Source organism: Mesorhizobium sp. WSM4844 (assembly GCF_055811775.1).
On record NZ_JBVVQB010000003.1, the window covers coordinates 183,649 to 206,327 of the forward strand.

General features: G+C 63.1%; 20 protein-coding genes. 8 read left to right on the forward strand and 12 right to left on the reverse strand.

Translation table 11 applies throughout. The annotated features are described in order from the left end of the window. Window positions 1–32: 32 nt before the first annotated feature. Window positions 33–1,610 (reverse strand): trimethylamine methyltransferase family protein, encoded by a 1,578-nt coding sequence (locus tag AC0L2A_RS04565; RefSeq protein WP_473607744.1) that lies wholly within the window; start codon window positions 1,608–1,610, stop codon window positions 33–35. 229 nt (window positions 1,611–1,839) lie between these two features. Between AC0L2A_RS04565 and AC0L2A_RS04570 the strand changes: the two genes are divergently transcribed. Both AC0L2A_RS04570 and AC0L2A_RS04575 read left to right on the forward strand, forming a co-directional pair. Beyond that, entirely contained in the window at window positions 1,840–3,708 is a 1,869-nt protein-coding gene (locus tag AC0L2A_RS04570) for a phospholipase D-like domain-containing protein (RefSeq protein WP_473607745.1), read from the forward strand. A 124-nt stretch (window positions 3,709–3,832) separates the two neighbouring features. Then, window positions 3,833–4,993: an MFS transporter gene (locus AC0L2A_RS04575; protein ID WP_473607747.1), complete on the forward strand. Its 1,161-nt coding sequence runs from the start codon at window positions 3,833–3,835 to the stop codon at window positions 4,991–4,993. 89 nt (window positions 4,994–5,082) lie between these two features. On the opposite strand, the gene AC0L2A_RS04580 is transcribed toward AC0L2A_RS04575, so the two are convergent. Further along, window positions 5,083–5,640 (reverse strand): hypothetical protein, encoded by a 558-nt coding sequence (locus tag AC0L2A_RS04580; protein ID WP_473607748.1) that lies wholly within the window; start codon window positions 5,638–5,640, stop codon window positions 5,083–5,085. 141 nt (window positions 5,641–5,781) lie between these two features. Between AC0L2A_RS04580 and AC0L2A_RS04585 the strand changes: the two genes are divergently transcribed. From AC0L2A_RS04585 to AC0L2A_RS04595, 3 genes are all read left to right on the forward strand, one after another. Then, window positions 5,782–7,851 carry a prolyl oligopeptidase family serine peptidase gene (locus tag AC0L2A_RS04585; RefSeq protein ID WP_473607749.1) on the forward strand — a complete coding sequence of 690 codons (2,070 nt, stop codon included), beginning with the start codon at window positions 5,782–5,784 and terminating at the stop codon, window positions 7,849–7,851. Between the two features lie 44 nt (window positions 7,852–7,895). Beyond that, a complete protein-coding gene (locus AC0L2A_RS04590; RefSeq protein ID WP_091599613.1) occupies window positions 7,896–8,018 on the forward strand; it encodes a capsid protein in 123 nt (40 codons plus the stop codon). A gap of 69 nt (window positions 8,019–8,087) precedes the next feature. Further along, window positions 8,088–9,467: an aspartate aminotransferase family protein gene (locus AC0L2A_RS04595; protein ID WP_473607751.1), complete on the forward strand. Its 1,380-nt coding sequence runs from the start codon at window positions 8,088–8,090 to the stop codon at window positions 9,465–9,467. Window positions 9,468–9,575: 108 nt separating this feature from the next. Here AC0L2A_RS04595 and AC0L2A_RS04600 read toward each other — a convergent pair whose 3' ends face one another. From AC0L2A_RS04600 to AC0L2A_RS04615, 4 genes are all read right to left on the reverse strand, one after another. Continuing rightward, the gene (locus AC0L2A_RS04600) at window positions 9,576–11,600 is read right to left on the reverse strand and encodes an ABC transporter ATP-binding protein/permease (RefSeq protein WP_473607752.1); all 2,025 of its coding nucleotides are present in this window, start codon (window positions 11,598–11,600) and stop codon (window positions 9,576–9,578) included. Window positions 11,601–11,786: 186 nt separating this feature from the next. After that, window positions 11,787–11,927, reverse strand: a complete 141-nt coding sequence (locus tag AC0L2A_RS04605; protein WP_473607753.1) for a hypothetical protein — start codon at window positions 11,925–11,927, stop codon at window positions 11,787–11,789. A gap of 319 nt (window positions 11,928–12,246) precedes the next feature. Continuing rightward, window positions 12,247–13,131, reverse strand: coding sequence for a 3-hydroxyisobutyrate dehydrogenase (gene mmsB, locus AC0L2A_RS04610; RefSeq protein ID WP_473607755.1), 885 nt, complete (start codon window positions 13,129–13,131; stop codon window positions 12,247–12,249). 231 nt (window positions 13,132–13,362) lie between these two features. Next, entirely contained in the window at window positions 13,363–14,529 is a 1,167-nt protein-coding gene (locus AC0L2A_RS04615) for an isobutyryl-CoA dehydrogenase (RefSeq protein ID WP_473607756.1), read from the reverse strand. 151 nt (window positions 14,530–14,680) lie between these two features. On the opposite strand from AC0L2A_RS04615, the gene AC0L2A_RS04620 reads away from it, so the two are divergent. Together AC0L2A_RS04620 and AC0L2A_RS04625 are read left to right on the forward strand one after the other, a co-directional pair. Further along, entirely contained in the window at window positions 14,681–15,295 is a 615-nt protein-coding gene (locus AC0L2A_RS04620; protein WP_473607757.1) for a dimethylsulfonioproprionate lyase family protein, read from the forward strand. Continuing rightward, window positions 15,295–16,767, forward strand: a complete 1,473-nt coding sequence (locus AC0L2A_RS04625; protein ID WP_473607759.1) for a cobyric acid synthase — start codon at window positions 15,295–15,297, stop codon at window positions 16,765–16,767. Before AC0L2A_RS04620 ends, AC0L2A_RS04625 begins: the two co-directional genes overlap by 1 nt. Here the strand turns inward: AC0L2A_RS04625 and AC0L2A_RS04630 are convergent. From AC0L2A_RS04630 to AC0L2A_RS04640, 3 genes are all read right to left on the reverse strand, one after another. Next, window positions 16,764–17,186, reverse strand: a complete 423-nt coding sequence (locus AC0L2A_RS04630) for a VOC family protein (RefSeq protein WP_473607760.1) — start codon at window positions 17,184–17,186, stop codon at window positions 16,764–16,766. The genes AC0L2A_RS04625 and AC0L2A_RS04630 overlap by 4 nt on opposite strands. A gap of 84 nt (window positions 17,187–17,270) precedes the next feature. Beyond that, window positions 17,271–18,119: a helix-turn-helix domain-containing protein gene (locus AC0L2A_RS04635; protein WP_473607761.1), complete on the reverse strand. Its 849-nt coding sequence runs from the start codon at window positions 18,117–18,119 to the stop codon at window positions 17,271–17,273. A gap of 100 nt (window positions 18,120–18,219) precedes the next feature. Beyond that, window positions 18,220–18,390, reverse strand: coding sequence for a hypothetical protein (locus tag AC0L2A_RS04640; protein WP_023798964.1), 171 nt, complete (start codon window positions 18,388–18,390; stop codon window positions 18,220–18,222). 369 nt (window positions 18,391–18,759) lie between these two features. Between AC0L2A_RS04640 and AC0L2A_RS04645 the strand changes: the two genes are divergently transcribed. Then, window positions 18,760–19,191 (forward strand): TerB family tellurite resistance protein, encoded by a 432-nt coding sequence (locus AC0L2A_RS04645; RefSeq protein WP_023802995.1) that lies wholly within the window; start codon window positions 18,760–18,762, stop codon window positions 19,189–19,191. 22 nt (window positions 19,192–19,213) lie between these two features. Here AC0L2A_RS04645 and AC0L2A_RS04650 read toward each other — a convergent pair whose 3' ends face one another. The 3 genes from AC0L2A_RS04650 to AC0L2A_RS04660 are packed head-to-tail and all read right to left on the reverse strand — an operon-like array spanning window position 19,214 to window position 22,664. Further along, window positions 19,214–20,854 carry an ABC transporter ATP-binding protein gene (locus AC0L2A_RS04650; protein ID WP_473607763.1) on the reverse strand — a complete coding sequence of 547 codons (1,641 nt, stop codon included), beginning with the start codon at window positions 20,852–20,854 and terminating at the stop codon, window positions 19,214–19,216. Next, window positions 20,851–21,720: an ABC transporter permease gene (locus tag AC0L2A_RS04655; protein WP_091598282.1), complete on the reverse strand. Its 870-nt coding sequence runs from the start codon at window positions 21,718–21,720 to the stop codon at window positions 20,851–20,853. Before AC0L2A_RS04655 ends, AC0L2A_RS04650 begins: the two co-directional genes overlap by 4 nt. Continuing rightward, a complete protein-coding gene (locus tag AC0L2A_RS04660; protein WP_473607764.1) occupies window positions 21,717–22,664 on the reverse strand; it encodes an ABC transporter permease in 948 nt (315 codons plus the stop codon). The genes AC0L2A_RS04655 and AC0L2A_RS04660 overlap by 4 nt, the downstream gene beginning before the upstream one ends. Window positions 22,665–22,679: the final 15 nt, after the last annotated feature.

Sequence of the window (22,679 nt, forward strand, 5' to 3'; positions counted from 1 at the left end):
GAGTCGCCTGTTCATCAAATCAATACAGATGATCAAAAATCAGTCGGCGCGCCGCCTTCGGACCGACGTTTGTCGACGAAGGCGTCGAGCTCCTCGCGGATAGCCGGGTCCATGTAGGGCTCTTCATAGGAGGCCAGCCGCTCCTTCCACACCCGATTGGCTTTTTCGATAGCTGTCGGCGATCCGGCTTCCGCCCAGGTCTCGAAATTGCGCCAGTCGGAGATGATAGGCGAATAGAATGCGGTCTTGTAGCGGTCCTGGGTATGCTGGGTGCCGAAGAAATGGCCGCCCGGACCGACGGACTGGATGGCGTCGAAGCCGAGGGCCTCCTCGGAGAGGTCGAGCGGTGTCAGGAACTCCGCCACCATCTGCAGCAGATCGATGTCCAGGATGGTCTTCTCGTAGGAGCAGCGCAGGCCGCCTTCCAGCCAGCCGGCCGCATGCATCATCAGATTGCCGCCGCCCTGGATGGCGCCCCACAGCGAGAACACGCTTTCATAGGCGGCCTGTGCGTCGACCGTGTTGGCGGCGCAGGTGTTGGAGGTGCGGTAGGGGATGTTGTAGCGGCGAGCGAGCTGGCCGCCGACCAATTGCGCCTTCATGTATTCCGGCGTGCCGAAGGCCGGCGCGCCGGACTTCATGTCGACGTTGGAGGTGAAACCGCCATAGCCGACGGGCGCGCCCTTGCGCACCATCTGGGCGAAGGCAATGCCGGACAGTGCCTCGGCATTCTGCTGCACCAGCGCACCGGCGATGGTCACCGGCGCCATGGCGCCCGACAGGGTGAACGGCGTCACGATGACGACCTGGCCCTTGCTCGACATCTGGATGATGCCTTCCATCATCGGCACGTCGAGCTTGAGCGGCGAATTGGTGTTGATGATGGTGAACACCGACGGCTGTTCGAGAAGCTGTTCGTCGCTGATGCCGCGCGCGATCCTGGTGATCTCGATGCCGTCGACATTGCGCTCCTGGCCGAGCGAGTAGATGTGGAACACCTTGTCGGTGAGCACGCTCAGATCGCGGATGCATTCGAGGTGGCGGACGGACGGATGGATATCGATCGGCTCGACCGGATAGCCGCCGGTGCAGTTGAGGATGTTGTGCATCTGCGCAAGTTTGAGGAAGTTGCGGTAGTCCTGCTGGTTGCCCGGCCGGCGGCCGCGATCGATGTCGGAACAATTGGGCGCCGATGCCATCATCGAGATGATCAGGTTGTCGCCGCCGAAGCGGACATTGTGCGCCGGATTGCGGGCATGGATGGTGAATTCCGACGGGCAGTGCGAAACCAGCTCGAGGATCATGTCGCTGTCGAAGCGCACCCGCTCGCTGCCTTCGCGGACATCCGCGCCATGCGCCTTCATGATGCGCCTTGCCTCGTCGTGCAGCACGTCGACGCCGATTTCCCTGAGAACGCGCAGCGAGGCGAGGTGGATCGATTCCAGCTCGTCGTCGGAGACCAGCCTGGTCGGCGTCAGCGGGATTTTCAGCTGACGGAAAGGCGGCTGCTCGAATGCCGCCGCTGCGCCGGCGCGCTTGCCCGCGCGGCCGCCGCGACGGGCGCGGTCGTTTGCCAATGCCGGTTCGGCGGGATGAAGGGCGGCGGTCATGATAGTCCTCGTGCGCTGCGACGGTGCGGCGGCATAATGGACCGACCGCCGTCCCGCCATTGCGGAGGCGGCGACCACTAGGACGAGGGAAGCGACATGGACGTTCGCCAGCCGGACGCACCAGGGCGAATCCAGATCTGCTGCCCGAACTGCGAAACATGTCACGTTGCGATCACGTCATATTGAGTAAGTACATTGAATACAAACCGTCCTGAGGGAGACTATTTCCGTGTCGGATGTTGTCAGCGTGCGTGCAGCGACCAACAACGAAGTCGCTTTCATTGCCTGGGATATTGACGGAATGATCGACGGCTGTCTCGGCTTCGAGATCGTCCGCATCTATCCCGGGACCGGCGAGGAACGCTGTCTGGCGTCCTGGGTGCCTTTCCGGGGGCAACGCAACAAGGACTGGATTCCGCAGGATACCGGCGTCTGGCCGGTGCAGAAGACATTCTGGCGCGATCTTACGGTGCGGCGGCGCCGCGACAGCGTCGAAATCAGGCCGGATGGCGAATTGGTCGCCTACCGGGTGCGTCCGGTCGGCGACATGCGGCCCGGCCTCGATCCGGTGCCGGTGCGGCCCGAGAAAGCCTATACCGGAGCGGCTCGGCCGCTCGGCTATCTCGGACAAGGCGCCGTCAGCCCGACCATCTTCCTGGGATCGATGTTTGGCAAGGCGCGGCTCGCCTTCACCAACGGCGTGCTCTCGACGCAATGGCTGTCGCGCGCCCTCGAAGATGCCGGCATCAAGGTCGGGCAGCGCGACAAGATCAGGGCCGAGCTTCAGCGTCCCGGCAGCAAGATACGCGCCTATCTTCACGGCGAGGTTCCGGATGTGCTCACCAGCCTGATGAAACGGGCCAAGGCCGAGGGCGGCACTGTCAGGCTTGCCCTCTACGAGCTTGGCGATGACGAGTTGTGCGACGCGATCATCGACGCCAAGGATGTCGTCGACGTCATTCTTTCGAATTCGGGCAGGGATGAACAAACCAAGGCGTGGGACGCGGGCAACGCGCCCTTCAGAAAGCGGCTGCGCGACGCCGGCGTCGTGCTGACGAACCGTCTGTTCAACAACAATCATATCGGCCACAACAAGTTTGCCGTCTACCGCGACGCCCAGGGCAATCCGCAAGCGGTCATGACCGGCAGCACCAATTGGACGTCGACGGGCATTTGCGGACAGTCCAACAACGCCTTCATCCGCGACGACCCTGCCATGGCCGAAGTGTTCGATGCCTATTGGGAAAGGATGAAGGCCGACGTGTTCCCGCCGCCGGCGAGCGATAGCGCCGCCGGACGTGTGGCGCAGAAGCAAGGCAGGCCGTTTCGCCTGAAGAATCGCACACCGAACCATGTCGATGGGACCACCATCTGGTTCTCGCCAAACGATCCCGACCGCAGCAAAAAGGACATCTCGGTGCGGCCTGTCGATCTCGAAGATGTTTTCGCACGGATCAAGGCGGCGAAGGAGGCGGTGCTCTTTCTCGTGTTCAATCCGTCGCGGCTTGGCAACAATTCGGTCATCGATCAGGCGGTCGCGGCGGCGACGGCGAATCCAAAGCTGATCGTGCAGGGCGCAATCAGCGATCACACCGCCATGCCCAACTATATTGCTCCGACCCGGGATTCAGTCACCAACAAATCGAACAAGGACGGCAAGTCGCCATTCGTCTTTCCGGAGAAGGTCTGGGAGGCGCCGAACGTCTCCATCGTCAGGGCGGCCAACCTGACGGGGGCCTCCGTTGCGCGGGATTTCCAGGCGGAAGTGCTGACCGTCGGCCATGCGATCGTGCACGACAAGATCGTCATCATCGATCCGATGGCCGACAACGCGACCGTCATCGCCGGCAGCCACAACCTTGGCTACAAGGCGTCCTATGAAAACGACGAGAACATGGTGATCGTCGAAGGCGACAAGACGTTCGCTGCGGCCTTTGCGGTGCATATGCTCGACGTGTTCGACCACTACAAGTTCCGCGCCTGGCGCAGAACGATTGGAGAAGGACCGTCGGACAATGACGGGCTCTCCATCGACGACAAGTGGCTGAAGCCTTACGCGGAGGGCAGGAAGGGGGCGATTGCCCGGTATTTTCCGTAGTGGCCTGAATGGCGCCGCGGAGTCCTTAACAAGGCATGCTCTGGCTGGCGCAAGCGGTTCCTGCCGCCGGTGCTTCCCGGCACGCCGCCGAAACGCTAATCGTGCAGGCTTCGTGGTGCGGATCATGGACCGGGCGGAACAGAACAGCGACCAGACAGTGCAGTGGGCGGCGATCACCGGCGTGATCGCCACCGTTTCGGTGTTCGCCATCGCGCAAGGGCTGAGCTACCCGCTGCTGAGCTTCATCCTGCAGCGCCAGGGCGTCTCGCCGGCCATGATCGGCCTGTCGGCGGCAATGACTCCGGTCGGCTTTATCGTCTCGTCGCCGCTCATCCCGGCGCTGGCGCGCCGGTTCGGGGCAGGGCGCACGGCGCTGACCTGCGCGGCCCTTTCCGCGATCATGCTGGCGCTGATCGGCTGGACGCAAAATGTCTATCTCTGGTTTCCACTGCGCTTCCTGATCGGCGTGGTGACCAATCCGCTCTATGTGCTGAGCGAGATCTGGGTGATCGCGCTAGCGCCTCCGGCGCGCCGCGGTCGCGTGATGGGCATCTATTCTACAGTCATTTCGGCAGGTTTCGCGGCCGGCCCGCTGTGCCTGCTTGCGGTCGGCACCGAAGGATGGCCGCCGTTTCTCGTCGGCATCGCCGCATTCGTCTTTTGCGGCGCCTGCCTGGCGCTGGTGCTGGGACGGCTGCCAAAGGTCGATGAAGCCGGGCACCAGGTTTCGGTGATGGGGTTCATGCCGATGGCATGGCTGCTGCTGTCGGCGGTGGTGGTGGCCGCCGGTTTCGAACAGGGGGTGCTGGCACTGCTGCCGGTCTACGGAGCGCATTATGGCATCGCGGAGGCGCGCATGTCGGCGCTGCTGTCTGTCATGATCGCCGGCAACATCGCCATGCAGGTGCCGCTCGGCCTGCTGGCGGAACGGCTGACGGCGCGTCTGGTGCGATTTATCTGTGTATCGCTAACGGTGCTTGGATGCGTGCTGTTGCCGGTTCTCATCGAGACGCCGCTGATCTGGCCGTGCGTGTTTGTCTGGGGTGCGGTTTCCTACGGCATCTACACGATGTCGATCATCGAGCTTGGCGAGCGGTTCACCGGCTCGGCACTGGTCGCCGGCAACGCTGCCTTCTCGCTAATGTGGGGCGTCGGCGGCATCGCCGTGCCGCCGCTGGCGGGCGGCGCCATGGATATTCTCGGTGCGGACGGTCTGCCGATCACGCTTGGCGCCATTTGTCTGGCGTTGGCGGTCACAACAGTATTGCGGGGGCGAGCGGTCTAAAGCGCGTGGCGTCTGATGCGACGCGCTTTAGGTTGTTGTTTTTGCATGTCGTTATCGCAAAACCGCTGCACACTTTTGCGCGACATGCATTAATACAATTGCGGGGTGCCTTCATTTCCTTGCCATCTGGAAATGGCCCATAAATCACATTCGGCATGGTGTTCAGAGGGATGCATCCTGCGTAGAAGGTCTCGAATTTCAACGGCGCGATCAAAATCGGGTATCAATCCAACATCGGACAGTTCCGTGTTCGCAAACACGTCAGGAAATCCTCCGCAGTTGGTCAGAGCGCTTATGGAGACGTCTTGATCCAACAAGTCGTAGCCCAGGAAGGTAAATCCGTTCCAGTCGAGTGAACGCACGTCAATCGATGGTCTTCGGATCACATTAAGGACATTCAAGTCGCCCGGATCGGCCAACTCCGAAAGGAGGAAGTCCAGGTCCACAAAGAAATCGAGCATGTAGTCCTCGTTAACAATATGGGGCCAGTAGCTGTCCTTTACCTCTCCCAGCGCGACCGGCCCGAGCATTCCATCGAGTGAGACGACCTCGCTTAATTGGGTGAGGCCGGACCAGTTGATGTACATGGTCCACGCAGTGCCGGTGAAAGGACCGAACTTCTCTTTGGCAATGTACAGATGTTGCATGGAGTTCCCTCGTGGCCTGCGGGTGGCAGGCGGCCCCACCTTAGGAGGCCAACAGCGCAATGGCTCCTTTTGCGTTCCAAGTTGAATACCGATAGTGGCAAGACGACGTTGCCGAGCCTTGACGAATTTATCGGAGACCACATGACCAGTTCGAACACAAAGACGCGTCCCAATTCGGCGACTGAGGATCCCTTTCTCTGGCTGGAGGACAGAACGGGCAAGGAAACGCTCGACTGGGTTCACCGTCAGAACGAGATCACGGTCGCCGAGTTGCAGGGCGATCCATCCTACCAGACCTGCTTCCAAACCGCACTGGACCTGATGACGGCAGAAGACAACATTGCGGTCGGGTCAGCCCTCAACGGCCACGTCTATAATTTCTGGCAGGACAAGACCAACGTGCTCGGCCTCTGGCGGCGCACTCCGGTCGCTTCCTACAAGACCGAGAAGCCGGAATGGGAGACGATCATCGACTTCGACAGTCTGTCAGCCAAGGAGGGTGTGAAATGGGTGTTCAGCGGCGCCAGCCGGCTTTACCCCGATTTCAGCCGCTGCCTGCTCAGCCTGTCGCCGGATGGCGGCGACGCCAGCGAAATGCGCGAATTCGACATCGACAGCAAGTCCTTTGTCGAGGGCGGCTTTCGTGCTCCTGCCTCGAAGTCGGGCTTCAACTGGCTGGACAAGGACACGGTCATCGTCTCGGCTGCCTTCGAAGAGGACGAAAAAACCCAGTCCGGTTATCCGCGCGTGGTCAAGCTTTGGCAGCGCGGCACCAGGCTGGAGGATGCGACGCCGATTTTCGAGGCGCAGAAGCAGGATCTCGCCGCCGGCGGTTCCCTCGAATTCGACGGTGACAAGCGGCATCTGTTGCTGACCCGGACGCTCGATTTCTTTGCCTCGCACAGTTTTCTGCGTCTGCCTTCCGGCGAAAACAGGCGTATCCCGTTGCCGGACGACGTTACCGACACGGTGCTGTTCAGGGATCAGTTCGTCTTTGGGGTGCGCAGCCCGTGGACGGCGCCGGACGGCACGCTGTGCAAGCCTGATGGCCTCTATTCACTGGACTTTGCGCGCTGGATCGAAACCAAAGCGCTCGGACCTGTCGAAACCGTGCTCGAACCGGCGGATCGTGTCTCGATTGCCGGCATTGCCCGCACGCGGGACCGGTTGTTCATCAATCTGATGGACAACGTGCGCGGCAAGGTCGTCGCCTGCGATCGCAGCGGCAGCGGCTGGTCGCTGCAGCCGGTGGCGCTGCCCGAAAACGGCAGTGTCGGCATCAGCCACGCCGAGCGTTTCGGCTCCAGCGTGTCCTTCTCCTTCACCGATTTCCTGACGCCGAGCTCGATCATCTGGTCGGACGACAATGCAGCGATGCTGACAACCGTGAAATCGCAGCCGGCGCGTTTCGATGCGTCGTCGCTGGTTTCGGAACAGTTCGAGGCACGCTCGAAGGACGGCACCAAAATCCCTTATTTCGTCGTCAGGCGGCGCGACCAGAACGGGCCGGTGCCGACGCTGCTTTACGGCTATGGCGGCTTCGAAGTGCCGCTGCTGCCCGGCTATGCCGGCGTGCGCGGCCGGCTGTGGCTGGAAAAGGGCAATGCCTATGTGCAGGCCAATATCCGCGGCGGCGGCGAGTTCGGTCCGAACTGGCATCAGGCCGCGCTCAAGGCTAATCGCCAGAACGCCTTCGACGATTTCGCCGCGGTCGCGCAAGACCTGGTGGAACGAGGCATCGCCATGCCGGCGACGCTCGGCATCCAGGGCGGCTCGAATGGCGGCTTGCTGACCGGCGTTTCGCTGACCCAGCATCCGGAGCTTTTCGGTGCGGTGATCATCGACGTGCCGCTGCTCGACATGCTGCGCTACACCGAGCTGCCGCCCGGCGCATCCTGGATGGCCGAGTATGGCGATCCGGCGAAGCCGGAAGAGGCCGCGTCGCTGGCGGCTTACTCGCCTTATCAGCATGTCGAGCCCGATGCCGCCTATCCGCCGGTGCTGCTGACCACATCGACGGCCGACGACCGCGTCCATCCCGGCCATGCGCGCAAGATGGCGGCGCGGCTGCAGGCTGCCGGCCACGCGAAGACGCTGTTTTTCGAGGAGACCGAGGGCGGCCATGGCGGGCGCGGCGATCGCCGGCCGCAAGCGGCACAGGCGGCGATGAAGTATGTCTTCCTGCAACGGGCGCTGACCGGAACGGCTTGACGGAACGGCTTGAACTGATCGCATCAGACCGCCTAAGATGCTGCATGGCTTGGATGAAGGCATCATGCGCGTTTGGGGTGGCGGTGACGCCGTCGCCGCGCACGCTTCGCGCCGAGCTTTTGCGGCTTTGCGCCCGCATCGGCTATTCGCCGCCCGCCTTCCTCTGACGGATCCGCCCCCGCTGCAATTGCCGGATTGTCTGCAATTGCCGGATTGGTTCAAGAGGAAGATCAGACATGACCTATCAGAATTATTCGCTGAAGCAGCTTCAGCAGATCGATGCTGCGCATCACCTTCATCCGTTCACCGACCACAAGGAGATGCGCGAGGCCGGCTCACGCATCATCACCCACGCCAACGGGCCGTTCATCTACGATTCCGAAGGCACGGAAATCCTCGACGGCATGGCCGGACTGTGGTGCGTCAACATTGGTTACGGCCGCGATGAGCTGGCCGACGCCGCTTACGCCCAGATGAAGGAACTGCCTTATTACAATTCCTTCTTCAAATGCTCGACCCCGACACCGGTGCTGCTGGCCAAAAAGCTGGCGGAACTGGCGCCGAAGCATGTCAACCAGGTGTTCTTCGGCTCGTCCGGTTCGGAGGCGAACGACACGGCGCTGCGCCTCGTGCGCCACTATTGGGCATTGGAAGGCAAGCCGGAGAAGAACCGCATCATCTCGCGCAAGAGCGCCTATCACGGCTCGACCATCGCCGGCACGTCGCTGGGCGGCATGGAGCCGATGCACAAGCAGCTCAACGGCGCGGTTCCCAACATCGTCCATGTGATGATGCCTTATGCCTATGAGCTGGCTCTGCCCGGCGAAAGCGACCATGATTTCGGCCTGCGCGCGGCCAAGGCCGTCGAGGATGCCATCCTCGAAGCCGGCGCCGACAAGGTCGCCGCCTTCATCGGCGAACCGGTGATGGGAGCAGGGGGCGTGAAGATACCGCCGATGAGCTATTGGCCGGAAGTGCAGCGCATCTGCCGCAAATACGATATCCTGCTGATGCTGGACGAGGTCATCACCGGCTATGGCCGCACCGGCGAGTGGTTCGCAGCTCAGACCTTCGACATCGAGCCCGATACCATCACCACCGCCAAGGCGCTGACCTCCGGTTATCAGCCGCTGTCGGCGCTGCTGGTCGGTGACCGCATCGCCGCGACGCTGGTCGAGAAGGGCGGCGAGTTCAATCACGGCTATACCTATGCCGGCCACCCCGTGGCCTGCGCCGTGGCGCTGAAGAACCTCGAGATCATCGAGCGGGAGGGTTTGGTCGATCGGGTCAAGAACGACACCGGACCCTATTTCGCCAAGGCGCTGCAGGAGCACGTCGGCGGTCACGATCTGGTCGGCGAGGTGCGCTCGATCGGCCTGATGGCGGCGATCGAGATCGTCAGCGACAAGGCGACCAAGGCGCGCTTCCTGCCGGCCGGGAGCGCGGCCGTGACCGTTCGCGAGCACGCAGTTGCCCAGGGCATGATGCTGCGCGCCACCGGCGATACGATGATCCTGTCGCCGCCGCTGATCTGGACGCGCGAGACGATCGACATGGCCTGCGGCCGCATCGCCAAGGCGCTTGATCTGGCGCAGGCCGATTTGCGCAAGCAATAAGATAGATCGATCGCCGGGCGTCCTGCGGCCGGACGCCCGGCGTTTGAATGCCGGATTCTGCCAGCCGGAGGAGCCGCTCACCAAGAACCGAGGCCCGATCGGCGGATTTCACTTTTTTGTCTCGGGCAGCGCCGCTTTGCTCGAGGTCGTGCTGCGCTTCGGTGCGGCGCGCCGGCGCCGCATAAATCGCTCAAGCAAGTTCCGTCTTCTCTTGCGCTGGACAAGATCGATATCGCTGACAAGCTTTGCGCCGCCCTCGCGCCGCTCCAAGGTGATCTTGCGGCTATGAAAGGCTTCCAGCTCGGCGCGATGCGCCACGCTTATGATGGTGACCTTCGGCAATTCGTGAACGATCATCTCCATCATCTTGTCCTGGCTCTTTTCATCGAGTGCTGACGTTGCTTCATCCAGCACGATGATATCGGGGCTGTGCAGCAGAAGACGCGCGAAGGCGAGCCGCTGCTTTTCGCCACCCGAGAGGGTCTGGTCCCATGGCGCGTCGTCCTCGATCTTGTCGTTCAGATAATCGAGCCCGACCTTGTCGAGGGCAGCCTTGATCTCGTCCAGCGTCCAGCGATCGGCGGCGCCTGGATAGGCGACTGCGCGGCGAAGCGTCCCTGTGGGGACATAGGGCCGTTGCGGCAACATGAACAGTCGTCTGTCGGCGTGGATGTTGACGCTGCCGCCACCCCACGGCCACAGACCTGCGACGGCCCGCACCAGCGTACTCTTGCCTGAGCCGGATTCGCCGGCGACGAGCACCCGCTCGCCTGATTCGATCACGACCTTGGTTTCCTTGACCACGGCGGTGCCGTCGTCGAGCGACACGGAGAGATTGTTCAGGCTGAGCATCGCATCGCCTGCAGCTTCGCCGCGCTTTATGCGTCCGAGCGTGTTGCTCTGCTCCGCGCGCTCGAGCCCGTCGAGCGACATCATCAGCGAGGCGATGCGCCGTGCACAGGCGTTCCAATTGGCGAGACGGGGGTAGTTGTCGACCAGCCATCCGAACGCGCCCTGCACAATGGCAAAGGCAGAGGCAGCCTGCATGACCTGTCCAAGTGTCATGCCGCCTTCGAGAAACTTTGGAGCGCAAAGCAAAACCGGCACGACAGGCGCAAACAGACTCGCCCCCTGCGATACCAGCGCTGTGCGCATGTGCTGACCTGTAAGGAGCGCCCATTGCCTGAGCACATAGGCGAACGTCTTGTCGATGCCGCTACGCTCTTCTTCCTCGCCGCCGAGCAATGCGATACTCTCGCCGTTTTCCCGCACGCGCGTCAGCGTGTAGCGGAATTCGGCTTCCGCCTGATTTTTTTCCTCGGAGAGGTGGACGAAATGGCGGCCAATGACCGCCATCGAGGTGGATGTGATCGCCGCATAGAGCACCGCGGTGATGACGAGAAAGCCGGGAATGGTCACCGTCGAACCTGCGATCGTCAGGGTCAAGGCCCCGCCGATCGTCCAGAGCACCACGATGAAGGTCGAGGCCGACAGAAACGCGTTGATGACACCGGCGATGAAATCGACCGGGGATTCGGTGGCGATCCGCAAATCCTCCGTGACGCGGGCTTCGGGGTTCTGGTGATCGCCGCCGACGAGGTTCAACTGAAAGTAGCGGCCGCTTGCAAGCCACCGCGCGATGACCGCGTTGGTGAGCCAGGAACGCCAGCGGCGCTGCATCGTCATGCGAAGGAAGACCTGTGCAACGACAAGGCTTCCGCTGCCGAGCACGAGCGGCACGAAAACGGCGCTCAGGACATAGACGGTGCGCGCATTGCGTTGCTCAAGGGCGTCGAAAATTGCGCGATTCCAGACATTGATCCCATACTGGAAGCCGACATTGATGACGATCAGGAGCAATAACCCGATCGTGTACGGCCAAGCCCGCCTATCGCCTCCGCGGCCCCAGTAACCGCGCGCGCTGATCCAGAAACGCCTCAGCAAATATCTCTTGCGCGCCTGCTCGGCCTCCTGAGGGGTCAGCTCCGGATCGGGTTCGACGAAATCCAGCGGCGGCGGAGCCGCGCTGGCGATCTCAGACGCGACTTCGACAGTCGATTGCTTCTCCTGGCGCGACTTCTCGGCATCGCGCGATTTGGAGACCGATTTCGGCTTGGATTTAGCCCCGGACATACCGGCGATAACGGCTTGGAAATCAGAAGGTTTCAATGATGTCCGCTCAAGCCGCTTGATCTCCACGTCAGCGCGGATGCGGTCGGCTTCGTTTCCTGGCGTCTTCCTTGATCTGCTGCCACTTCGTGAGCCTGTCGACAAGCATGCCGACAGGACCGATGAGCTTCAGGAGATCTCAGATCGCGCTCACCGAACCCCCGCGCTGGGGAGCGTTGCAGCGACCATCTGTGGATCGACGTCGGTCAGGACCGCCGCCACCAGGCCGACGACCGTCTGGAGACGCGCCAGGGCGATCATCTCACTGTCGTTGAAGAATGCGAAATGCAAAAACCGCGCTCCATCGGGAACGCGGCTTTGCCAGATACGCATGGCGCTTCGCTGACTGAACACTTGGCGAAACTTACGGGCTCCGGTACGCGAGACCTGATCCGGAGCGCCGGGCGGTTGCGATAGGCCGCCTCGCACTCCGTTCTACAGGGACATCGTTACCGGGTGGTTATCGATAGTTTAAGCAAATCTAAATTTCCGCGTTTCTTGCCGGAAACCGAAAGCCGGTCGAGTTCGAGGCTGAAAGCGCGTCGCGTCTGCTGCGCACGCTTTGCGCACCCTTGGGGGGGGTAAGCCCAAGCTTTTGGGCGACATGCATTTACGCCGGGGTGCCGCGCAGGAAATTTATGATGCCGGAGAAGTCGGCAGCGGCATGCCCCTGGGCGTTGAACAGCGCATAAAGCTGGGCGGCCTCGGCGCCCAGCGGCGTCACCGCACCGGCGCTGTGCGCGGCTTCCTGCGACAGTTTCAGGTCTTTCAGCATCAGTGCCGCGGCAAACCCCGGCCTGTAGCCATTGTTGGCCGGCGATGTCGGCACCGGACCGGGCACCGGGCAGTAGGTGGTCAGCGACCAGCATTGGCCCGACGAGTTCGAGGCGACGTCGAACAGCGCCTGGTCCGACAGGCCGAGCTTTTCCGCCAGAACGAAGGCTTCGGCGACGCCGATCATCGAAATGCCCAAGATCATGTTGTTGCAGATCTTTGCCGCCTGTCCGGCGCCGTCATCGCCGCAATGGACGATGCGGCCGGCCATCGGCTTGAGGATTGGTTCGGCCTTGGCAAAAGCTTCCTTCGCGCCGCCGGCCATGAAGGTCAGCGTGCCGGCGGCGGCGCCGCCGGTGCCGCCGGAAACCGGCGCGTCGATCGACAGCAGCTTGTGTCTGGCGGCAATGGCGTGGGCTTTTCGTGCCGATTCGACGTCGATGGTCGACGAATCGATGAACAGCGCGCCTTTTTTCGCCTTTGGCACGATGTCTTCATAGACCGACAGAACGTGTTTGCCGGCCGGCAGCATGGTGATGACCACATCGGCCTCCTTCACCGCGGCAACGGCATTGGCCATGACGACGACCCCATGCTCCTTGGCGTTGGCGAGATTTTCCGGGATCAGGTCGAAGCCGTGAACGGCATATCCAGCCTTGACCAGATTGGCTGCCATCGGATTGCCCATATTGCCGAGGCCGATGAAGGCGATGGTGGTCATGATGGCACTCCGTGGGTTGGGTTAAGTAGGGGAGTAGGGGAGTAGGCAACTATTCGGGCGCAAGTTTGCTGATAAGCTGGCGAAGCATTTTTCAGATCTCCTAGGTCGATAACAGCATCTGATAAGCTTGATCACACGCCAGATCCATCGCTTGCTGCCAGACGATAAGATCCTTGTGCGAATTGATCCTGCCGGTCATTTTTCTCCCCTACTCCCCTACTGCCTACTGCCTTACCGCCCAATCAGGGCGCGTGCGATGATGACGCGCATGATCTCGTTGGTGCCTTCGAGAATCTGGTGAACGCGCAAATCCCGCACCAGCTTCTCGATGCCGTAATCGTGCAGATAGCCATAGCCGCCATGCAGTTGCAGCGCGTCGTTGGCAACGTTGAAGCCGACGTCGGTGACGAAGCGCTTCGCCATCGCCGACCATTTCGAGGCGTCCGGGGCCTTGCGGTCGAGCTTCGAGGCAGCGGCGTAAAGGAATATCCGTGCTGCCTGCAACTCGGTCTCCATGTCGGCCAGCTTGAATTGCAGCGCCTGGAACTGGTTGATCTTGGCTCCGAAGGCCTTGCGTTCGGCGGTGTAGGACAGCGCCTTGTCGAGCGCCGATTGCGCCCCGCCCAGCGAACAGGCGGCGATGTTGAGCCGGCCGCCGTCGAGCCCGGCCATGGCGATGCCGAAGCCGGCGCCTTCGTTCGAGAGCAGGTTTTCAACCGGCACCTTGCAGTCCTCGAAGACGACCTGGCGGGTCGACTGCATGTGCCAGCCCATCTTGTGCTCGTTGGCGCCGAAAGACAGGCCGGGCGCATCCTTCGGCACGACGAAGGTCGAAATGCCCTTCGGACCGTCGGCGCCGGTGCGCGCCATGACGATGTAAAGGTCGCTGTCGCCGGCGCCCGAAATGAACTGCTTGACGCCGTTCAGCAGATAGTCGCCGCCGCTCCTCACCGCACGCGTCTTCAGCGCCGCAGCATCCGATCCCGAACCCGGCTCGGTCAGGCAATAGCTCGCCAGCCATTCCATCGAGGTCAGCTTCGGCAGGAAGTGCCGGCGCTGCTCGTCGCTGCCGAAGCGGTCGATCATCGAAGCCACCATATTGTGGATCGAGATGAAGGAGGAGAAGGCCGGATCGGCGCGCGAAAGCGCCTCGAAGATCAGCACCGCGTCGAGCCGGCCGAGCCCTGAGCCGCCGACATCGTCGCTGACATAGATGCCGCCAAGCCCGAGCGGGCCAGTCTCGCGGATCACGTCTGCCGGAAAATGCTTGTTGCGGTCCCAGTCGAGCGCGTTCGGCGCAACGCGGTCGGCGGCGAAGGCCTCGGCCATCTCCTGGATGGCGCGCTGGTCCTCGTTGAGTTCGAACTGGCTGGTGCCCGCATCGACAGCGGCGTCCATGGCGTGCTCCGTGATGTCTTCGGCCTCCTGGCCTGTCGTTTTTGGCTTTGCGCGCGGTTCAATCTAGACCAATGATGCCGCCGCGCAAGCCGACTAGCTCCATCCAACGATCTGGGGGCGGCTGTGTGATAATGCGTGTCTGGGGCAAGGCGTGACGACAAATTTCGATGAGCTGCTTGAACGGTTCCACGGCACGCTCGAAACATTCGATGATGCGCTGGTGCGCGATGCGGTGGCCCGGATCGGCTGGGCCATGCCGGCGCGTCCGCTCGAGCCGCGTCCGCTTGCCTGCCTGCGCCAGCTCGACCGCATCGTCGAGCTCGCTCCGGCCAACGCCCAGCCGCTGGCGCGGCTGCTTGCGGAGCGTCGCGGCGAGCTGCGCTGGGGGCAGACCTACAGCGTGGCGGATCTCGGCAAGACATTCATCGACAAGTACGGCTGGGTGGAGGTCTTCGGCACACGCGGCCATTTCGTCAACGACGAGGTCGCGGCCGGCTTGCTGATCCTCGGACCTGAAATCGTCTATCCCGACCATCATCATGTCGCCGAGGAGATCTACATTCCGCTGACCGGCGGCACCGAATGGCGCATGGGCGAAGGCGACTTTTGCAGGCGTGAGGCGGGTGAGGTGATCCACCATGCCTCTGATGTCAGCCATGCCATGCGCACCGGCAAGGAGCCTCTGCTGGCGCTCTACATCTGGCGCGGCGGACCACTGGCCGCGAAATCCACGATCACCGGCAGCGTTTCACAGGGCAGGAATTAATGGCGGCCAAGGCGATCATGCTGCAGGGCACAGGCTCCGATGTCGGCAAGACGGTGCTGGTCGCGGGCCTCTGCCGCGTGGCGAAAAAGCGTGGGCTGAAGGTGCGGCCGTTCAAGCCGCAGAACATGTCGAACAACGCCGCCGTCGCCAATATACCGGGCGACAGACGCGGCGGCGAGATCGGCCGCGCCCAATGGCTGCAGGCGATCGCCTGTGGCGTTGCGCCCACCGTCCATATGAACCCGGTGCTGCTCAAGCCGCAGACCGATATCGGCGCCCAAGTGGTGGTGCAGGGCAAGGTGTTCGGCGAGGCGCGGGCGCGCGACTACCAGGCGCTGAAAGCCCGGCTGATGGATGCCGTGCTCGAATCCTGGGCCAAGGTCGGCGAGGGTGCCGACCTCGTCATCGTCGAAGGCGCCGGCTCGCCGGCCGAGATCAATCTCAGGAGCCGCGACATTGCCAATATGGGCTTTGCGACGCGCGCCAACGTGCCGGTGATCCTGGTCGGCGACATCGACCGCGGCGGCGTCATCGCCTCGGTCGCCGGCACCCATCTGATCCTGCCGGAAGAGGACCGGCGCATGATCGTCGGCTATCTCATCAACAAGTTCCGCGGCGATGTCTCGCTGTTCGATGACGGCATCAAGGCGATCGAGAGCTTCACCGGCTGGCGCAGTTTTGGCGTCGTGCCGTGGCTGAAGGCGGCGGCGCGGCTGCCCTCGGAAGATTCGGTTGTGCTCGAACGCCTGGCGTCCGGCGAGAAGCGCGCGCTGAAGGTGGCCGTGCCGATGCTTTCGCGCATCGCCAATTTCGACGACCTCGACCCGCTCAAGGCCGAGCCGCAGGTCGAGGTCGTCTTCGTGCCGCCCGGCCAGCATTTGCCGGACGACGCTGGGCTGGTGATCATTCCCGGCTCGAAGTCGACGATCGGCGATCTGCTAAGATTCCGCGAGAATGGCTGGGACCGCGACCTTGTCGCCCACCGCAAGCGCGGCGGCCACGTCGTCGGCATCTGCGGCGGCTTCCAGATGCTCGGCCGTGTCGTGCGCGATCCCGACGGCATCGAGGGCAGCGCCACCGAGACCGAGGGGCTCGGCCTGCTCGACGTCGAAACGGTGATGCAACCGGAAAAGACGGTGCGCAATGTCAGCGCGCGCTCGGTCCAGTTCGACCTGCCGCTCGAGGGCTACGAGATCCATCTCGGCCGCACCACCGGTCCCGACACGCTGCGGCCGTCCGCCGTCATCAACGGCGCCGATGACGGCGCCGTCTCCGCCGACGGCAAGGTGTCGGGGACCTATCTGCACGGGCTGTTTTCCGCCGACGCTTTTCGGGCGAAATTCCTGGAAAATCTCGGCGTCAAAGGCGGCGGCATCGATTATCGCGCCGAGGTCGAACGGGCATTGGACGAGGTCGCAGCCGAACTGGAAACCCACCTCGACTGCGACGCCATCTTTGGTCTGGCGCGTTAGCTGGCGGGCTCACCGGCCTTTGGCCAATAGGTGCCGAACGACCAGACATTGCCTTCCGGATCGCGGCAGATGAACTCGCGGCTGCCATAGTCGCGGTCGGTGAGCTCTTCCAGTATTTCGGCGCCGGCCTTTTTTGCTCTGGCATAAGCGGCATCGGCATCGTCGACGGCAACATAGATCGATCTGCCGCCACCCGGGCCAGGCGCACCGACCATCTGGCCAAACTTGTCGTCGCGTGCGGTGCCCAGCATGATCATCGAAGAGCCGAAAGTCAGTTCGGCGTGTTGGACGATGTCGCCTTCGCCGTAGCTGGCATGAACGGCAAAGCCGAAGGCTTCACCCAGCCAGTCGATCATTTTCGCGGCATTGCGGTAGCGCAAGGTCGGATAGAGCCTGGGCGGTTCGACTGACATGGTCATGACGATCTCCTTCAATTGGATTGGACGATAATCCAGTCTGGGCGAAGGCTTTTCCCACGTCTTGAAGAAATGTTACCTGCGCCTCTATGCCTGGGCGGCGAGCGCCGTCGGCGTTTCGCCGGCAAGGTCGCGGAATTCGCGCACCAGATGCGCCTGGTCGGCATAGCCGCAATCGGCGGCGATATCAGCCCAATCGGATTTGCCCTGCCCGGATTTGTCCTGCCTTGACAGGCCGAGCGCCCGGTTGAAGCGGACGATGCGCGACAGCGTCTTGGGGCCGACGCCGATCGCGTTGGAGAATTTTCCCGCGAGATGCTTGCGGCTCCAGCCCAGCCTGTCGGCGAGCGATGCGACGCGAATGCGGCCACCCGAGACGATGATCCGGTCATAGGCCCAGGCGATTTCGGCCTGCATTTCGCGGGCGTCAGTCAGCCGCGCGGCGACGAACGTCTCGACGATGGCAAAACGTGCGCTCCAGCCGTGCGCATTGCCAAGTCTTTCGCGCAGCGCGATGCCTTCGATCCCGAGCACATCGTCGAGGCCGACCATGCGGTCGGTCAGTTCGCTCATCGCAAGGCCGAAGAAGCGTCGGGCGCCGAGCGGGGTGAAATTGACCTGGATGCAGCAGGCGCCGCCGCGGGATTCGATCACCACCGGACCGGCATAGAGGCCGGCGGCGAAACTGGCGAAGCGGTCGTTGTCGCCCGGCTCCTTGCCGAGCCCGATGGCGAAGGGTTCGGCAAAGCTGATGACCAGCGGCACGGTCAGCGATGCGTATTCGACGTTGCGGAAACGGCCGGGCATGGTTTCGCGGTAGCCGCAGATGTCAGTGACTGAACCCTGGAGCCAAGGGCCAGGCGCACGCCGAACCATCTCGAACCGGTCGAGGCCAGGACTGTGCTGGTTGCTGCCGTCTTCGCTCTGGGCAGACATGAGCTTTCCTCCGCCCGCGGATGGTAGCAGACCAACCCTCAGAATCAAAAGTGCCCGGCTTGTGGCCGGGCGCTCCGAGTTGCCTGAGAGATCTGAGGGCTTAAGCGCCGCGAACCAGGCAGCCGCCGGCAAGCACGACATAAGCGATGAGGACGATCCACACCGCAGCCAGGGGAATGAACGCAAAAACGCCGAGAGCGGCGAGAAGACCGATGATGGCGATAACAAGGGATATGATGAAAATAAGCTGCGTAGGCGCACTGAGATTCATGTGTGGCTCCTCCGACATGATTCGTACAGCCGCATCCTATCAGGCGCCCCGTTCACCACCAATCAGCGTGCGCAGCGGGTTCGCCCGGTCAGCCGGTAGCTTGATGGGAGTGGCCCGGAGGATGCGGCGCGTTGCTGTGGGCGCCTTCTCCCTTCTCCCCTTGTGGGAGAAGGTGGCCGAGCGAAGCTCGGTCGGATGAGGGGTGTTCCAGCTTGGCACCGACAGCGCTCCGGCCAGCACCCCTCATCCGTCTCGGCGCTACGCGCCGATCCACCTTCTCCCACAAGGGGAGAAGGGAAGAGCAGCCGACCATTTGCGCAAGCCCGATTCCGCGCTACCTATTTGCAACGAATCGGAAAGGGGTCGCTGATGGCATTCGCATTGCTGGAGCAGATACGCTCGATCTTCGACGGCGACCCCGGCGTGCGCAAGGTCGCGGACGATCCGGTGCTTTCGGCGGAACTGCTGATGCTGTTTCGCATGATTTTGGCCGACGGCACGGTCAACGAGAGTGAAATGGCCGCCTTCAGGCGCATATGCCGGGAAGCCTTCGGCATTCCGGAAGCCAGCATCGACAGCGTCATCGAGTATCTCAACGAGTTCGGCTACGAGACCAACGGCTCGCAAGCCATCGCGCAGTTCCGTGACCTCGACGTCGAGAGGCGCAGCCTGCTTGCCCGCCATATGGCCGAGATCGCCAAGGCCGATTCGCAACTTGCCGGGACAGAGATGCAGCTCTTGCGCCGCACCCTCGACTTGCTCGACATCAGCCCCGCCGATGTGGTGAAGGCCGAAGAGTAAGCCTCTCCCGACGGTCGGCTGTTTACCCCTGTTCCTGTAACCGCCGGGCAATCGCGCGGTGCAGGTCCGGGGCCGCAGCGACCAGCGCCTTGGCGGCTTCGGACTGCGGATGGTCGAGAACCGCGCTCGTCCTGCCGCGCTCGACGATCTTGCCGGCATGCATGATCATCACCTGGTCGGTAATGGCGCGGGCAACGGTCAGATCGTGGGTGATGAACAGATAGGCAACGCCGAGCTTCTGGTTGAGCTCGGCGAACAGATCGAGAATCTGGGCGCGGATCGAGACGTCGAGCGCCGAGACCGGCTCGTCGGCGACGACCAGCTTGGGGCGGGTGATGATGGCGCGGGCGATCGACAGGCGCTGGCGCTGGCCGCCTGAAAATTCGTGCGGATATTTGTCCATGTCGCGTGGACCAAGGCCGACCTCGTGCAAGGCCTTTGCCACCATCTCGCGCCGCTCTGCATTCGTCGGCCTTTTCTCCAGGACATGCAGTGGCTCGGCGATCAGTTTTTCCACCTTCTGGCGCGGATCGAAGGAGCCGTATGGGTCCTGGAACACCACCTGCATGTCGCGGCGCGCCGGCTTGAGCTCCGCCTCGCTCTTGCCGGTGATGACTTCGCCGCGAAACCGGATCGTTCCCGATGTCGGCCCGTCCAGCGCCAGGACCATGCGGGCAAGCGTGGACTTGCCGCAACCGGAACGCCCGACCAGCGCCACAGACTGCCCGGGATCGATCGAGAACGAGACATCGTCGACGGCGCGGGTCGGAACCGCGCGCTTCAGCAGCGATTTGCGCCGTCCCGGATAGTCCCGCGTCACGCTTTCTACCTGAAGAAGAGGTTTGGCCTGGAGCATGGGGTTGTCTTGGCCGACCTCGTTTGTCCTGGCACGCGCCGGCACATGCATCGAGGCCTGCGCCAGTTGTCTTGTGTAGGGATGTAGCTGCTCGGACAGGGTGCGGGCCGTGTCGCCGGCCTCCATCACTTCGCCGTTGCGCAGGATGGTGATGCGCTCCGCCATTTCGGTCACCACCGCGAGGTCATGCGAGATCAACAGCAGACCCATGCGGTTTTCTGAAACCAGGTCACGCAACAGGTCGAGGATCTGCGCCTGCAGCACGACGTCGAGCGCCGTCGTCGGCTCGTCGGCGATCAGCAGTTTTGGTTTCAGCGCGCAGGCAATGGCGATGACGACGCGCTGGCGCTGGCCGCCAGAAAGCTCGTGCGGATAGCGCGACAGCGGAAATTGCGCTGCGGGCAAGCCGACCCGGTCGAGCATTTTTCGAGCGCGGTCCTCGGCGTCGGCGCGGCTTGCCCTGGTGTGCCAGCGGATGCCTTCGGCGACCTGCTCGCCAATGGTCTTGACCGGATTTAGCGCCGTCATCGGTTCCTGGAAAACCATGCCGATATCATCGCCGCGCAGCGCGCACATCTGGTCTTCGCTGGCAGCGAGGATGTCGATGCCGTCGAAGACGACGCGCCCGCTGGCGCGCGCCGCCCAGGGCAGAAGCCGCATCACCGTCAATGCCGTGATCGACTTGCCCGAGCCGGATTCGCCGACCAGCCCCATCACCTCGCCGGGCGCGACGGCGAGCTCGACATCCCTCAGGATCGGCGTGTCGCCGATCGTCAGCGACAATTTCTCGATTTCGAGCAGGCTCATCGCTGCCGCCGCGATTTTGGGTCGAGGATGTCGGCAATACCGTCACCAAGCAGGTTCAGTCCAAGCACGGTGACGACGATCGCCATGCCTGGAAAGATCGCCATCCACGGCGCCATCCCCATGCGCGTCTGGGCATCGAACAGCATCCGCCCCCAGCTCGGCATCGGCGGCTGTGTGCCGAGCCCGACATAGGAAAGCCCGGCTTCGGCCAGGATGCCGAGCGCGAACTGGATGGTGCCTTGCACCAGGAGCAAAGTAACGATGTTGGGCAGCACGTGTTCAATGGTGATCAGTGCTTTGCCTTTTCCGGCGGCACGCGCGGCGAGGATGAATTCGCGCGGCCAGATCGCCAGCGCGCCGGCCCGGGCGACGCGGGCGAAGACCGGGATGTTGAAAATGCCGATGGCGACGATGGCGTTGAGCGCGCCCGGGCCGAAGATGGCGGTGATCATGATCGCCGACAGCAGGGCAGGGAAGGCGAAGACGAGATCGTTCAGCCGCATCACCGCCTCGTCGACGACGCCGCCGCGCGCCGCGGCAAGGGCGCCGAGCGGCACGCCAACGCCCATGCCGATACCGACCGCCACCAGCGCCACCGCGATCGAATTGCGGGCGCCGACCATGATCATGGAAAAAATGTCGCGGCCGAAATGATCGGTGCCGAACCAGTGCGCCGGCGAGGGTGCCTGGGTCTTGTCGGCGATGATCAGCCTGGTGACGTCAAAAGGCGTCCAGAAGAACGAGACGATGGCGACCGCCGCCACAAGTGCAGTGATGACGAAGCCGGTGAGGAACGAGCGGTTGGTGAAAGCCTTGACGAGGATGTCGGCAAAATTTTCCTCCGGGATGTCGAAGCGCAGCGTCATTGGCGGCTTCTCAGCCGCGGATCGACGACCGCATAGGAGAGATCGACAAGCAGGTTGACGGCGATGACGGCGGCGACCAGCAGCATGACGACGCTTTCGACGACGATCAGGTCGCGCTGGGTGATCGCCTGGAACACCAGCCGGCCGAGGCCGGGGAGATAAAAGACGTTCTCGATGATGATGGTGCCGGCGAGCAGGAAGGCGAACTGCAGGCCGAGAATGGTCAGCACCGGGATCATTGCGTTGCGCAGCGCGTGCCGCCACAGCACCGCGCGATAGGGCAGACCCTTGGCGCGGGCAGTGCGGATATAGTCCTCGTTCAGCACTTCGATCAGCGCCGAGCGGGTGACTCGGGCGAGGATCGCCGCTTGCGGCAGAGCGAGCGCGATCGCCGGCAGGACCAGCGATTTCAGCGCCGGCCAGACGCCGGCGCTCCATCCCGGAAAGCCGCCGGCCGGCACCAGCCGCAGCCAGACGGCAAACAGGTAGATCAGCATCAGCGCAAACCAGAAGTTCGGCACGGCAACACCAAGCTGGGCGGCGCCCATCGCGATCGTGTCGCCGGCCCGTCCGTGCCGGCCGGCGGAAAACAGCCCGACCGGAATGGCGATGATGGTCGACAGCGCCAGCGCGATCAGGGCCAGCGGCAGCGAGACCACGATGCGCTCGCGGACCAGGTCGATGACCGGCACCGAATAGGTGTAGGAACGGCCGAAATCGAGGCTCAGCAAGCCGCCGGCCCAGTGCAGATAGCGCGCGGCGAGCGGCACGTTGAGGCCCATCTGGTTGCGCAGCAACTCGACCTGGTCGGCGCTGGCATTCATGCCCAGCATCAGCCGCGCCGGGTCGCCGGGAATGATCTCCAGCACGGCGAAGACCACCATCGAGGCCAGGACCAGCGTGATGAGCGCGATGGCAAGACGCTTGAGGAGATAGGCGGTCATGGGGGGAGGACCGCA